The sequence below is a fragment of the Flavobacterium sp. HTF genome (genome assembly GCF_003105115.1).
Classification (GTDB): Bacteria; Bacteroidota; Bacteroidia; order Flavobacteriales; family Flavobacteriaceae; genus Flavobacterium.
Genome location: NZ_QETH01000054.1, coordinates 1 through 15,461, shown reverse-complemented (window position 1 = coordinate 15,461; position 15,461 = coordinate 1). Strand labels below are relative to the sequence as shown.

12 protein-coding genes are annotated in these 15,461 nt (G+C 35.7%); 9 read left to right on the top strand and 3 right to left on the bottom strand.

Features of this window, described 5'->3' with window-relative positions; translation table 11 throughout:
* Positions 1-178: 178 nt before the first annotated feature.
* Positions 179-4,711, bottom strand: a complete 4,533-nt coding sequence (gene dnaE / locus DCO46_RS15220) for a DNA polymerase III subunit alpha (protein WP_116753366.1) — start codon at positions 4,709-4,711, stop codon at positions 179-181.
* Positions 4,712-5,042: 331 nt separating this feature from the next.
* Here dnaE and DCO46_RS15215 point away from each other — a divergent pair, with 331 nt between their 5' ends.
* The 6 genes from DCO46_RS15215 (at position 5,043) to leuB (ending at position 12,531) form a co-directional block, all read left to right on the top strand.
* Entirely contained in the window at positions 5,043-5,846 is an 804-nt protein-coding gene (locus DCO46_RS15215) for an SDR family oxidoreductase (protein ID WP_116753365.1), read from the top strand.
* A 72-nt stretch (positions 5,847-5,918) separates the two neighbouring features.
* Positions 5,919-6,839 (top strand): helix-turn-helix domain-containing protein, encoded by a 921-nt coding sequence (locus tag DCO46_RS15210; RefSeq protein ID WP_116753364.1) that lies wholly within the window; start codon positions 5,919-5,921, stop codon positions 6,837-6,839.
* A 567-nt stretch (positions 6,840-7,406) separates the two neighbouring features.
* Positions 7,407-8,801, top strand: coding sequence for a 3-isopropylmalate dehydratase large subunit (gene leuC, locus DCO46_RS15205; protein WP_116753363.1), 1,395 nt, complete (start codon positions 7,407-7,409; stop codon positions 8,799-8,801).
* 112 nt (positions 8,802-8,913) lie between these two features.
* The gene (gene leuD, locus DCO46_RS15200) at positions 8,914-9,510 is read left to right on the top strand and encodes a 3-isopropylmalate dehydratase small subunit (RefSeq protein WP_116753362.1); all 597 of its coding nucleotides are present in this window, start codon (positions 8,914-8,916) and stop codon (positions 9,508-9,510) included.
* A 283-nt stretch (positions 9,511-9,793) separates the two neighbouring features.
* Complete coding sequence (locus DCO46_RS15195) at positions 9,794-11,314, top strand: alpha-isopropylmalate synthase regulatory domain-containing protein (RefSeq protein ID WP_116753361.1); 1,521 nt, start codon at positions 9,794-9,796, stop codon at positions 11,312-11,314.
* A 155-nt stretch (positions 11,315-11,469) separates the two neighbouring features.
* Entirely contained in the window at positions 11,470-12,531 is a 1,062-nt protein-coding gene (gene leuB, locus DCO46_RS15190; protein WP_116753360.1) for a 3-isopropylmalate dehydrogenase, read from the top strand.
* Positions 12,532-12,652: 121 nt separating this feature from the next.
* Here the strand turns inward: leuB and DCO46_RS15185 are convergent, their stop codons facing one another.
* Positions 12,653-13,009 (bottom strand): RNA recognition motif domain-containing protein, encoded by a 357-nt coding sequence (locus DCO46_RS15185; protein WP_035686525.1) that lies wholly within the window; start codon positions 13,007-13,009, stop codon positions 12,653-12,655.
* Positions 13,010-13,138: 129 nt separating this feature from the next.
* Entirely contained in the window at positions 13,139-13,627 is a 489-nt protein-coding gene (locus tag DCO46_RS15180) for a DUF6252 family protein (protein ID WP_116753359.1), read from the bottom strand.
* A gap of 191 nt (positions 13,628-13,818) precedes the next feature.
* On the opposite strand from DCO46_RS15180, the gene DCO46_RS15175 reads away from it, so the two are divergent.
* The 3 genes from DCO46_RS15175 to DCO46_RS15165 all read left to right on the top strand — a co-directional run.
* Positions 13,819-14,385 (top strand): 30S ribosomal protein S16, encoded by a 567-nt coding sequence (locus DCO46_RS15175; protein ID WP_116753358.1) that lies wholly within the window; start codon positions 13,819-13,821, stop codon positions 14,383-14,385.
* Positions 14,386-14,400: 15 nt separating this feature from the next.
* Positions 14,401-14,925 (top strand): ribosome maturation factor RimM, encoded by a 525-nt coding sequence (gene rimM, locus DCO46_RS15170; protein WP_116753357.1) that lies wholly within the window; start codon positions 14,401-14,403, stop codon positions 14,923-14,925.
* A 210-nt stretch (positions 14,926-15,135) separates the two neighbouring features.
* Positions 15,136-15,461 (top strand): four helix bundle protein (locus DCO46_RS15165; protein ID WP_116753356.1); only part of this gene is annotated, 326 nt, incomplete at its 3' end.

Below are 15,461 nucleotides of genomic sequence, written 5' to 3'. Positions count from 1 at the left end.
AATTCTGATTTAATTAATTTATACAAACTTAGATTATTTTAACATAATCTTTAGGTTTGGTTTGTTAGACTTGGTACGAAATCGTTGTAATTTCAGGCAATATTACTAAAAAACTATTATGCGTGCATAATTTTAACACAATAAAAATGCATTCTACTAAATTTTAACTGTTAATTTTTTAGTTCAGTTTAAAGTTAATCTGCATTTTCTCTAATTCCTGTAGTAATTCAGCGGAAATCTTCACTTTTAAGCGCCTGCTGGGCATGGTCAGTTTAGTCACCACTTTAATTTCTTCTACTTCATTTACTTCCTGAATTTTGGTTTCCTGAACAACATCTTCATTGTCATTTTCTTCTTCAAAAACTTCTTCAGCTTCTTCAAAATCTGTTGGCGTTTCTACCTCAACCAGTCGTTTTATCTTTTCTAATTCCATGATTTCAAAAGTCACCGAATTATCTCCTTTGTTCTCGTTAAACAAATGGCTTAATTTATGAATAAACTCTGCCTGCAAATCTTTGATGTTCAATAACAAAATAAGCTTTTTAGCGAATGCTTCCAAAATATCCTGCAATTGTCTGATTTCCACAAACTGCATTCTTGGTTCCGATTTTTTACCTGTATCATGATTTACCCAGCCATCTTTTATTAAAATTTTCAGGAAGGCAAAATTATTCTGAATCAGGAAATGGCGAAATTTCAGGTATTCTTCACCAAAAATTTTAAATTCAAAACTCTCGTCATATCCTTCTAAATTAAATACCGCCCAGCCTTTTCCATTTTTAGCTACACGGTGCTGTACGTTATTAATAATCCCGGCAAAATTCAGATTTTTACCTACGTATAATTCCATGCTTTTTAAAGCTTCTAATCGGGCATTACAGAAGTATTTCATTTCAAATCTAAAATCATCCAAAGGGTGTCCTGAAATATAAATCCCGACAACTTCTTTTTCTTTAGCCAGTTTTTCCATTGTACTCCAGTCTTCACACGGGGGCACAACAGGTTCTGCAATCTGAACTTCGCTGGTTTCTCCAAATAAACTTACCTGAGAAGAGTTTTCGTTTTCCTGAAACTTGGATCCGTAACGCATTGCTTTTTCATAAAATGTAATTCCGTCACCATCGTCATGGAAATATTGTGCTCTGGTTGTTCCTTCGAATGAATCAAAACCTCCGGCCAGTGCCAGATTTTCAATGGCTTTTTTATTGGCAGCACGCAAATCAATTCGCTTCGCCAAATCAAAAATTGATTTATATCTTCCGTCTTTTCTGTTTTCTACAATCGTTTCTACCGCTCCGGAACCCACTCCTTTAATAGCTCCCATCCCGAAACGAACCGCATAATCATCATTTACGGTAAATTTATAGTAGGATTCGTTTACGTCTGGTCCTAAAACCTGTAATCCCATACGTTTACATTCTTCCATAAAAAAGGAAACCTGTTTGATATCGTTCATATTATTCGAAAGTACCGCTGCCATATATTCGGCAGGATAATGCGCTTTCAAATAAGCGGTTTGGTAAGCAATCCACGCATAACAAGTCGAGTGCGATTTGTTGAAGGCGTAACTCGCAAAAGCTTCCCAGTCTTTCCAGATTTTCTCCAGAATCTTGGCATCGTGACCTTTTTGCGCCGCTTGTTCAACAAACTTCGGTTTCATTTTATCCAGTACATCTTTTTGTTTTTTACCCATCGCTTTACGCAAAACGTCGGCCTCACCCTTTGTAAATCCTGCCAAAGACTGAGACAAAAGCATTACCTGCTCCTGGTAAACGGTAATTCCATAAGTTTCAGACAAATATTCGGCACAGGCATCTAAATCGTATTTGATTTCCTCGTCACCATTTTTTCTTCGGACGAAAGATGGAATATACTCCAAAGGTCCCGGACGATATAAGGCGTTCATGGCAATTAAATCTCCAAAAACCGTTGGTTTCAGATCTTTCATGTATTTCTGCATCCCGGGCGACTCGTATTGGAAGATTCCAACGGTTTCACCTCTTTGGAAAAGCGCATACGTTTCTTCATCATCAATCGGAAAAGTATCGGGATCAAGTTCGATTCCTGTTCTGTATTTTACCAGTTTTACGGTATCTTTTATCAGTGTAAGGGTCTTCAGACCCAGGAAGTCCATTTTTAACAATCCGGCACTTTCTGCAACCGAGTTATCAAACTGTGTTACATATAAATCAGAATCTTTTGCAGTGGTAACGGGAACGAAATTCGTAATATCCGATGGCGTAATAATTACACCACAGGCATGAATTCCCGTATTTCGCATTGACCCTTCAAGGATTTTTGCCTGCTGAATGGTTTCTCCTGCCAAATCACCTTCATTGGCAATCGCGATTAATTCCTTTACATTATCAAATTCATCCGAACGCAGGGCTTTTTTTACCTCATCTTCACTTTCGGAGATAAAACGCGCCAAGTTCCATTTTGAAGGCATCATTGCCGGAATCAGTTTGGCAATCCTGTCGGCTTCAAATAATGGTAAATCCAGTACACGCGCCGTATCACGAATCGCTGATTTGGTTGCCATTTTACCATACGTGATAATCTGCGCCACCTGTTTTTGACCGTATTTATTGATTACGTAATCCATTACACGTCCACGACCCTCGTCATCAAAATCGATATCAATATCGGGCATCGATACACGGTCAGGATTTAGGAAACGCTCAAAAAGTAAATCGTATTTAATGGGGTCAATATTGGTAATTCCGAGACAATACGCAACGGCAGAACCCGCTGCAGATCCACGCCCAGGCCCTACAGATACGTCCATTTTTCTAGCCTCGGCGATGAAATCCTGAACAATCAAAAAGTAACCCGGATATCCTGAATTCGAAATCGTTAATAATTCAAAATCCAAACGTTCCTGAATCGATTCGGTAATTTCACCATATCTTCTTTTGGCACCTTCCATTGTAAGATGTCGCAAATATTTATTTTCTCCACGAACACCTCCGTCAGCTTCATCTTCAACAACAACGAATTCTTCCGGAATATCAAACTTCGGAAGCAATACATCACGATAAAGTGAATATCCTTCGACCTTATCAATAATTTCCTGAATGTTGATAATGGCTTCAGGCAAATCGGCAAAGAGTTTTTTCATCTCTGCCTCCGATTTATAATAGTATTCCTGATTTGGGAGTCCGTAACGATAGCCACGTCCGCGTCCAATAGGTGTGGCCTGCTTTTCACCGTCTTTTACACAAAGTAAAATATCGTGCGCATTGGCATCTTCTTTATTTAAGTAATAAGTATTGTTGGTCGCAATTAATTTGACATTGTGTTTCTGAGCAAATTCAATCAGGGTTTTGTTGACACGATTTTCGTCTTCCTGATTGTGGCGCATTACTTCCAGATAAAAGTCATCACCAAATTGTTCTTTCCACCAAATCAAAGCATCTTCAGCCTGGTTCTCACCAATATTCAGGATTTTGCTCGGAATTTCTCCGTATAAATTCCCGGACAAAACCATGATATCTTCTTTGTATTTTTCAACAATATTTTTGTCAATTCTCGGAACATAATAAAATCCTTCTGTATAAGCAATCGAAGCCATTTTTGCCAGATTGTGATAACCCGCTTTATTTTTAGCCAGCAACACAACCTGATATCCATTGTCTTTTTTACTCTTATCCAAATGGTTTTCGCAAATATTGAATTCGCAACCCACAATTGGTTTTATTTCCGTTTCTGTTGGCTCTTCGCCAGCTTCCACTAAAGCTTTATTTTTTCCGGACGCCGCTTTGTTGTGATTCATAACAGCACTTACGAAGTGGAAAGCTCCCATCATATTTCCGGTATCGGTCATGGCAACAGCCGGCATTCCGTTTTTGGCTGTAGCGGAAACAATATTTCCAATCCCGATAGTCGATTGAAGAACCGAAAACTGTGTATGATTGTGTAAATGCGCAAATTTTGCTGCTTTGAAATCGGCTTTGTCAGATTCTGAAACAACAGTTTGTTTATCATCTGTTTGTAAAGCTTTAAGCTGTTCCCTGATTTTATCAGAAGCCGCTTTTAAATTGATGTGTTTTAAACCAATTAAAGGAAATTCCTGTGGATTTCTTTCCTGAAATTCTTTGAAATAATCCTTCGGAACATCCAGTTCTTCTTTGGTAAAAATTTCTCTTCTGACCAATTCCAGGAAACAACGTGTAGTAGCCTCAACGTCGGCAGTTGCGTTGTGCGCTTCCGCGAAAGGTTTATTAAAAAGATATTCGTGTAATTCTGTTAACGTTGGAAGTTTAAATTTTCCTCCACGACCTCCGGGAAGCTGTAATAATGAAGCGGTAACTTCGGTACATGTATCCAGAACAGGCATAGAACTCATCTGAGAATCTACTCCCATTCTATGGAATTCGGCACCCATAATATTAACGTCAAAACCTAAATTCTGTCCAACAATAAATTTGGTTTTGCTTAAAGCGATATTGAATTTCTCCAAAACTTCAGCCAGCGAAATTCCATCGGCCTCAGCCAATTCTGTCGAAATTCCGTGAATACGCTCGGCATCATACGGAATATTAAATCCGTCTGGTTTTACCAAATAATCCTGATGCTCAATTAGCTGCCCCATTTCATCATGAAGCTGCCAAGCAATCTGAATACAGCGGGGCCAGTTGTCAGAATCGGTTATTGGAGCATCCCAGCGTTTTGGTAATCCGGTTGTTTCGGTATCGAATATTAAATACATAGAGTTTTAAAAGTCAAATTTTAAGTTCCAAATTCCAAATCTTACATATTGCAAAACATTGACAACATGAAACATAACAAAATGCGAAATGAAAAATGGAAGGAAGTCAAATTTACGCTTTTTTTTAAGCGAATGAAAAACGAAGTTATCAACAAAAGCATAATTAACATCTTAATTTTCTAAACGCAAAAACAGCTGAATTTTGTTCTTTTTATCTTAAAAAAATTGATTATCCATTTTGGATACTCATTAGACCAAAATGAGCACTTTTAAGCTGCACTGTATCCTGAACTTTGCTTCATCAAATTATAACAATTAAAAAATAATAATCATGAAAACAATTTTTATCACAGGCGCATCATCAGGTTTAGGAAAAGCTACCGCAAAATTATTCCACGAAAAAGGATGGAACGTAATCGCAACAATGAGAACTCCGGAAAAGGAAACTGAACTTTCTCAATTAAAAAATGTAACGCTTTTACCATTGGACGTTACGAATTATGACCAAATACAAAGCACTGTTGAAAAAGCTCTTGCATTAAGCGATATTGATATCGTTTTTAATAATGCCGGATATGGATTAATTGGGCCTTTAGAAAGTTTTAACGATGATCAAATCACAAAACAGTTAAATACTAATTTATTGGGAACTATTCGTGTTACCAATGCTTTTATCCCGTATTTCAGAGAAAAAAGAAGCGGTTTGTTTATCTCAACTACTTCTATTGGCGGATTGATTTCTTTTCCTTTAGGATCTGTTTATCACGCAACAAAATGGGGATTAGAGGGCTGGAGCGAAAGCATGGCTTATGAATTAAATCCGTTTGGAATACATATTAAAACGGTTTCTCCGGGCGGTATCAAAACAGAATTTCTTCATGGCTCACTTGATACTGGTGTTAAACCTGAATACGAAGCAATGGCAAACAAAATGTTTGAAAATGTAGATGTGATGTTTGAAATGGCATCGACTCCGGAACAAATTGCAGATGTTGTCTACGAAGCTGCAACAGACGGAAAAACCAAATTGAGATATGTAGCTGGAGAAGATGCAAAAGCACTTTACCAGCAAAGACTGGAACAAGGTGACGAAGTTTTTCGCACTGCATTTGGCAAACAATTTTTGGGAGCATAATTTATTACTTATACCGCTCAGGTTTTGATAATCTGTGCGGTATAAGTTTTCATTTTTTTATACATTTATATCATGGAAAAGAAAAACAACAATCCGTCAAAAATTTCCTCTATATCGCAATTTCACAGTTTGTTTAAGCTGTCAAAACCGCTTCATCCGATGATAACTTTGATTGACAATACCAGTCTGGTTATAGATGCCAGTTTAACAAATAATGCTTTTTTGCTCGATTTCTATAAGATATCTTATAAGTATTCGACCAATGGAAAAATGGGCTATGGTCAGGGTTATTATGATTTTAACGAGGGCGGTTTAATGTTTACTTCACCTAATCAGTTGATTTTTACAGATAATGAAGAAGGAGCAGAATATTTTGGTTATACGCTGTTTTTCCATCCGGATTTTATCCGAAATTATCCTTTAGGGAAAAACATCAAAAAATACGGTTTCTTCTCCTACGATACCAGTGAAGCGCTGCATCTTTCGGATAGCGAAAAAACAATCATTACAGGATTATTAAAAAGCATAGATAATGAACTTCATAATGCTATAGACGAAATGAGCCAGGATGTAATTGTTTCTTATATTGATGTTTTGCTAAATTACAGCAATCGTTTTTACAAACGCCAGTTCATTACCCGAAAAACAATCAGCAGTGATTTATTATTGAAAGTAGAAGAAACTCTCGACAATTATCTAAATAATGCCGAAACCTTAAAAAGAGGTTTGCCTACAGTAGATTTTCTTGCTTCACAAATTAATGTTTCCAGTCATTATTTAAGTGACATGCTTCGGAATTTAACCGGACAAAATGCACAACAGCACATTCATTCAAAACTTATTGAAAAATCAAAGGATTTCCTGATTACCACTAATTTATCTGTTGCCGAAATTGCTTATCAGCTGGGTTTTGAGTATCCTCAGTCTTTCAGCAAACTATTTAAAAAGAAAACAAGCCTGACTCCTTTGGAATTCAAAAACGCATTGAATTAAGTTTCTAAATCTTTTTATCAGGTAAACTTCATGCCCGGATAAACGATAAAAAATCATAAAAAAATCCTCCCCAAGAGTTACATTTCCATCTTGAATTTCAAAAAAAACATAAAAATACACTTCTTGGATGTCGTAGTATTGTGGTGTTTTTTTGAAGACATAGAATCATTCTAAAAAGACTTTTCAGGCTTTAAAAAATCAAAAAAGAGCAAGTTTAAAAAGAAATCAAAACTGATAATTATTACTATTTTTATTCAATTTGTTACATATTTTCAAATTAAATCTTCTATTTTATAGCGATTTATAGATAAATTTGCAAACTATTAAAACAAAAAACAATCAGGGAAAATTAAAAGAAAAAAAGAAAAAGAAAATCAGTTTTTAAATCATTTTTCTGCCAAATTTCTATTCACAAAAGCCAATTGGCAATTTGTAATTTAGTTTGGGTATCGTATATAATGAAATATTGAAATTGACGCTTTTACATCTTTTTTTACTTTTGTTTTGCTATTATAATGAACAGGAATTTGCTGTAGTTATAGAAATTACAATTAAAAATAAATAAAAATGAGTAAGACATTATTTGACAAAGTATGGGATTCACATGTTGTGCGTAAAATTGAAGATGGGCCAGATGTGTTTTTTATTGATCGCCATTTCATTCATGAAGTTACGAGTCCTGTCGCTTTTTTAGGATTAAAAGCCAGAGGCGTTAAGGTTTTATACCCGGAGCGTACTTTTGCAACTGCAGACCACAATACACCAACCATAAACCAACATCTACCAGTTCAGGATCCGTTATCAGCTAATCAGCTTCAGGCTCTTGAAGATAACGCTAACGAATACGGAATCTCACACTGGGGACTAGGTCACATTAAAAATGGTATTGTGCACGTAGTGGGTCCTGAAAACGGAATTACTTTGCCAGGTGCTACTATTGTTTGTGGAGATTCACATACGTCTACTCACGGTGCTTTTGGAGCCATTGCTTTTGGTATCGGAACGTCTGAGGTGGAAATGGTGCTTTCTACTCAATGTATTATGCAGCCTAAACCAAAGAAAATGCGTATCAACGTAAACGGTCAATTAAGCAAAGGTGTTGGACCAAAAGACGTCGCACTTTATATTATTGCGCAATTGACTACTTCTGGAGGAACAGGATATTTTGTTGAATACGCCGGAGATGTTTTTGAAAACATGACTATGGAAGGCCGTATGACGGTTTGTAATTTAAGCATCGAAATGGGTGCCCGTGGAGGAATGATTGCTCCTGACCAGACTACTTTCGATTTCCTTGAAGGAAGATTATACGCTCCAAAAGGTGAAGCCTGGACCAAAGCTGTTGAATATTGGAAAACTTTAAAAACCGATGCTGATGCTGTTTTTGATGCTGAATTAAACATCAAAGCTTCAGATATTGAACCAATGATTACTTATGGTACTAACCCTGGAATGGGAATTGGTATCTCAAAACATATTCCGAACGCCAACCAGGTTGAAGGTGGTGAGGAAACCTACAAGAAATCTCTAGCTTACATGGGATTCCATGAAGATGATGTGATGATTGGAAAACCAATTGATTACGTTTTCCTAGGAAGTTGTACAAATGGTCGTATCGAAGATTTTAGGGCTTTCGCTGAAATTGTAAAAGGAAGAAAAAAAGCAGATAATGTTACTGCCTGGTTAGTTCCCGGATCTCACGTTGTTGAAGCTCAAATCAAAGAAGAAGGAATTTTGGACATTTTGACCGAAGCCGGTTTTGTATTACGTCAGCCGGGTTGTTCTGCTTGTTTAGCCATGAACGATGATAAAGTTCCTGCCGGAAAATACGCGGTAAGTACTTCAAACAGAAACTTTGAAGGTCGTCAGGGCCCTGGTTCAAGAACATTATTGGCAAGTCCGATTATGGCCGCTGCTGCTGCTGTTACAGGAAAATTGACTGACCCGAGAGAATTATTTTAATTCCTGCTGTAAGCTTTAAGCAATAGGCTTTAAGCTAAAAAATTCAATACAAAAATAAACGCTGTGCAAAAAGCTTAAAGCCTATTGCCTACAGCCTAAAGCAAAATAAAAAATGGCATACGATAAATTTAATATACTTACCAGCAGTGCAGTACCGCTGCCAATTGAAAACGTTGATACAGATCAAATTATCCCGGCTCGTTTCTTAAAAGCTACAAAACGTGAAGGTTTTGGAGACAATCTTTTTAGAGACTGGAGATATAACGGAGACGATACTCCAAAAGCTGATTTCGTTTTAAACGATGCAACTTATTCTGGAAAAATTCTTGTTGGAGGAAAAAACTTCGGTTCCGGATCTTCAAGAGAGCACGCTGCGTGGGCAGTTTACGATTACGGTTTCAGAGCTGTAGTTTCCAGTTTCTTTGCCGATATCTTCAAAGGAAACTGTTTAAATATTGGCGTTTTACCGGTTCAGGTTAGCCCTGAATTTGCTGATACTATTTTTAAAGCAATTGAAGCTGATCCTAAAACAGAATTAGAAATCAACTTACCAAACCAAACGATTACTTTATTAGCAACAGGTCAACAAGAATCTTTTGCGATTAACGGATACAAAAAGAACAATATGATTAATGGCTTTGATGACATTGATTACTTACAAAATATTAAAGAAGATATTGTGGCTTTCGCCGATAAACTTCCGTACTAAAAAATCTTGTTCAATCTATTTAGACCCGACAGGTTTTTAAAAACCTGTCGGGTCTTTCTAAATTAGATAAAAGAAAAAAAATAATTTCATTTTAGAAATTAACCAGTGGATGAAATCCTATTCTAACGCATAAAGTTAGAACACTGATTAAAACGGATCTTTATTGAAGAAGATAACATCTATACTATCCGTGTTTTCGCGATAGCGAATCCGTAAAATCAGCGTCAAAAATTAGAATATGTTTATCTGTTGCATACAAACAGTTAGAAACTAGATTATCAATATGGAAAAAAGAAAAATTGAAATAATGGATACGACGCTCCGCGATGGTGAACAAACCTCGGGAGTATCTTTTTCTGCTGCAGAAAAACTGACCATTGCACAATTATTGTTGGAGGAATTAAATATTGATAGAATCGAAATTGCTTCAGCGCGTGTAAGCGAAGGAGAATTTCAAGCCGTAAAAGGGATTACTTCCTGGGCCGAGGAGCGAGGATATATTGATCGTATCGAAGTGCTTTCATTTGTAGATGGAGGTGTTTCTATTGAATGGATGAAAAAAGCCGGTGCCAAAGTGCAGAATTTATTGACCAAAGGTTCAATGAATCACCTGACACATCAATTAAAGAAAACGCCGGAACAACATTTTTCTGAAATCGCACAGATTATTGCTTTAGCGAAAGAGAATAATATAGAAACCAATGTTTATCTTGAAGACTGGAGCAACGGAATGCGAAATTCTCCGGATTATGTTTTTCAATTTCTGGATTTTCTGGCAACACAACCTATCAAAAGAATTTTACTTCCGGATACTTTAGGTGTTTTAATTCCATCTTTAGCTTTTGAATTTATTTCAAAAATCAGGACTAAATATCCGCAAATTCATTTTGATTTTCACGCACATAACGATTACGACTTAAGTGTTGCTAATGTTATGGAAGCTGTAAAAGCAGGCATAAACGGACTTCACGTTACTGTAAACGGAATGGGTGAACGAGCAGGAAATGCACCACTTGAAAGTACTGTTGCCGTTATAAACGATTATTTGCCGGAAGTTAGCATCAACATCAAAGAAACTTCTTTATATTCTGTAAGCAAATTGGTTGAGACTTTTACCGGGTACAGAATTCCTGCAAATAAACCAATTGTCGGCGATAATGTTTTTACACAAACTGCCGGAATCCACGCAGACGGAGATAACAAAAACAACTTGTATTTTAATGATTTGCTTCCGGAACGCTTTGGAAGAAAAAGAAAATATGCGCTAGGAAAAACTTCAGGAAAAGCCAATATCGAAAAAAATCTTCAGGAATTAGGTTTAAAATTGAATCAGGAAGACTTGAAATTGGTTACTCAAAGAATTATCGAACTGGGCGATAAAAAAGAAACGGTGACGAAGGAAGATCTTCCATACATTATTTCAGATGTTTTGGACAGTCATACTTACGAGGAAAAAATAAAAATCGAGTCCTATATATTAGTTCACTCAAAAGGAATGCGCCCGTCTACGACTTTGTGCTTAAAATTTGGAGATGAAATCATCGAAGAAAATGCGCAGGGCGACGGTCAGTTTGATGCTTTTATGAATGCTTTATCAAAGATTTACAAAAGCAAAAAATTAACGCTTCCAAAATTAATTGATTATGCCGTTAGAATCCCTCCCGGAAGTAGTTCTGATGCGTTGTGCGAAACCATTATCACATGGGTCAACAACGAAAAAGAATTTAAAACAAGAGGATTAGATTCAGATCAAACCGTTGCAGCAATTATTGCAACGCAAAAAATGTTGAATGTAATAGCTTAAGGTACTAAGTTGCTAAGATACTAAGCCACTAAGAAAAAACCTTAGAACCTTAGCAACTCAGAACATTAGAATCTTAAAAAAATAAATACTAAGCCACTAAGAAAAAACCTTAGAAACTTAGAAACTCAGAACCTTAGAACCTTAAAAAATATAGAATGAAATTAAACATAGCCCTTTTAGCCGGAGACGGAATCGGACCAGAAGTAATTAATGAAGCTGTAAAAGTATCTGATGCTATTGCAAAAAAATTTAACCACGAAATAACCTGGACACCAGCTCTTACAGGAGCATGCGCAATTGATGCCGTTGGAGTTCCTTATCCTGATGAAACACACGAAGTTTGTATGAAAGCTGACGCTGTTTTATTTGGAGCAATCGGTCACCCAAAATATGATAATGATCCAAGTGCACCAGTTCGTCCTGAGCAGGGTTTATTATTGATGCGTAAAAAATTAGGTTTATTTGCAAACGTTCGTCCAACATTTACATTCCCTTCTTTAATTGATAATTCTCCTTTAAAAAGAGAAAGAATCGAAGGAACTGATTTAGTTTTCTTAAGAGAATTAACAGGCGGAATTTACTTTGGAGAAAAAGGAAGAAAAGACGGTGGAGAAACTGCTTTTGACAACTGCGTTTACACACGTGCAGAAGTGCAACGTTTAGCTAAAAAAGGTTTTGAACTTGCCATGACAAGAAGCAAAAAATTATGTTGCGTTGACAAAGCAAACGTTTTGGAAACTTCTCGTTTATGGAGAGAAACAGTTCAGGCAATGGAAAAAGATTATCCAGAAGTTACGGTTTCTTATGAATTTGTGGATGCTGTAGCCATGCGTTTGGTTCAGTGGCCAAATTCTTATGACGTATTAATTACAGAGAATTTATTCGGAGATATTTTAACTGATGAAGCTTCTGTAATTTCAGGTTCAATGGGATTAATGCCATCTGCTTCTGTTGGAGAGCATACTTCATTATATGAACCAATCCACGGATCTTATCCTCAGGCAACCGGATTAAATATTGCAAATCCATTGGCAACTATTTTATCTGCAGCCATGATGTTTGAAGATGCTTTTGGATTAAAAGCTGAAGCTGAAGCTATTCGTGCAGTTGTAAACAAATCTTTAGAACAAGGAGTTGTTACAGAGGATTTAGCCGTAAAAGGAGCAAAAGCATACAAAACAAGCGAAGTTGGAGACTGGCTTGTAGCTAACTTATAGTTTATTTTGTTTCAGGTTTCAGGTTGTTCGAACTTGAAACCTGAAACTTGAAACAAATAAAACCTGAATAAAAAAAGGGATCAACGAAAGTTGATCCCTTTTATATATTTAGAAAAAAATATTAATATCCTCCTCTGTTACCACCACGGTCATTTCCACCACGGTTTCCTCCACCATAACCTCCGCGTGAATCTCCACCACGGCTGTTATTATTGAAGCTTCTTCTTTCACCTTCTGGTTTCGGTTCAGATTTATTAACCACAATTGCACGACCTTGAACAGTAGCTCCGTTCAATTCATCAATTGCTTTTTGAGCTTCCGCATCGTTTGGCATCTCAACAAAACCAAAACCTTTGCTTCTTCCAGTAAATTTATCAGTGATAATTTTAACTGAATCAACTGCTCCGTAAGCCTCGAAAGACTCTCTTAAATCTGCTTCCTCAATACTAAATGGAAGGCTTCCAACAAAAATGTTCATATGTACTTATTTATAATAATCTCACAAATGTAGTCTTATTTTTCTCTAATCTACTATATATTAGTTTATTTATGTTTTTATTTTGATTTGGAAACACTGATTTTACAAAAAAATAATTTGAAAAATAGATTAATTTTCGAAAATATCCGTTTGAGTAACAGGAACTTTATAAAAAACACCTTCTGTAAAGCTTACTTTTGAATTTTTCGTATCATCTTCATTCAGGTTTATTGCGGTGAATTTGAATGTACCCGAAATTGTTTTATTTTCAGCATTATACTCCGTAATTATAATCTGTCCATTTCCTTTGCCTTCCCCTGTTGAAAATTCTGTTTCCTGTCCGGGTAAATCATTTGTGTAAGATCCTTTAGAAATATCATCGGCCCCCAGAACATAAGTACCAACAGCCGGAGAAGCTATTGTTAAAGTTATTTTTTCATACCCTAAATATCCTTCTATTATTACATTGCCGTTACCTGAAATGTAAGCTTCATGATTTTGAGCTCTCCAAAAGACATTGTCTTTTAAGGTTTGAAATGCGGGATTATTAAATTTTACATCATCAGTGCAAGATGTAAGCAGAACCAAAAAAGATAAAAAGTAAAAATATTTTTTCATAGCTTTAAGATGAATTGAATGCAAAAGTATCGCATTATGAGGTAAATATTTAAATTTTAAAGTCAAAAAACGGCTAAAAAATTGTCTTAAATATATTTAATTTTTTTTGAAACGGATAATTCGTAAAAAAATTATATCTTTGCGCCCTTAATTAACAGGGGTCGAGTACCTCAAAATTTAATCATACGATTATGTCAGTAAAAATTAGATTACAAAGACACGGTAAAAAAGGAAAACCTTTTTACTGGGTTGTAGCTGCAGATGCACGCTCAAAAAGAGATGGTAAATACTTAGAGAAAATCGGTACTTACAATCCAAACACTAACCCGGCAACTATCGACTTAAACCTTGATAGCGCAGTTAAATGGTTACACAATGGTGCACAACCAACTGATACTGCGAGAGCAATTCTTTCTTACAAAGGTGCTTTATTGAAACACCACCTTGATGGAGGTATCCGTAAAGGAGCTTTAACTCAAGAACAAGCTGATGCTAAATTAGCTGCTTGGTTAGAAGCTAAAGCTGGAAAAGTTGATGCTAAGAAAGAAGGTTTAACAAAAGCACAAGCTGATGTTAAAGCTAAAGCTTTTAAAGCTGAACAAGAAGTTAACGCTAAGCGTTTAGCTGCTGCTGCACAAGCTGAAGCTGATGCTATCGCTGCTGCATCTGCAACTGAAGAAGTTGCTGCTGAAGAAGTTGCTGAAGCAACTGAAGAAGCTCCTGCAGCTGAAGAGAATAACGAAACAACTGAAGCATAATTTTACTTAGCGATAATGCGTAAAGAAGAATGTTTTTATTTAGGTAAAATCGCTAAAAAATTTAGTTTCAAAGGTGAAGTCCTGATCTATTTAGATACAGATGAGCCTGAGTTATACGAAAATCTGGAATCAGTGTTTGTTGATCACAACAAACACCTGGTTCCTTTTTTTATTGAAACAAGTTCTATACACAAAAACGACTTTCTTAGGGTTCGTTTTGAAGATGTAAACACCGAAGAAGAAGCAGATACCTTAGTTGGAAATGCGGTCTATCTTCCTTTAACAATGTTGCCAAAACTTTCCGGTAACAAATTCTATTTTCACGAAGTTATTGGTTTTGAAATCGAAGATCAGCGTTTAGGCGTTTTCGGGAAAATTACTTCCATTAATGATTCTTCAGCACAACCCCTTTTTGAGGTTTTAAATGGTGAAGTAGAAATTTTAATTCCAATGATTGATCATTTTCTTGTAAAAATTGATCGTGAGAATAAAAAGGTAATTATGAACCTGCCTGAAGGATTGGTAGAAATGTACCTTTAATTTAGAAATTCCAATTTTTTAAATTCCAAATTCCAAACTTGAAAAGGTTAGATTCCAAGTTTTAAATTCCAAATTCCAATTCTCTTAGAAGTTAAATTCCAATCTAATAGCTAACTCAGAATTTAAATTTTAAAGCGATAAAGAAAGAAAAAACTTATTTTTTTGTTTTCTTTATTTATATTTAACTCATAAAAAATTGTAGTTTTATTTATGAGTAAACCATATAATCTAGAAGAAAGAACTTTTCTATTTGCTAAAGAATGTAGAATTTACATCCGAACTTTATCAAAAACCACATCTAATATTGAAGACGGAAAGCAACTAATAAGATCATCAGGATCTGTTGGAGCAAATTATATTGAAGCAAATGAAAAATTAGGAGATAAGGATTTTTTATTTCGTCTTAAAATTGCGAGGAAAGAAGCTAAAGAATCTAAATTTTGGCTTCAATTATTAAATGATTTAAATCCTGATCAAATTTATTTGTCTGAAAATTTATTATTTGAAATAGAAGAATTAAGAAAAATTCTATCCGC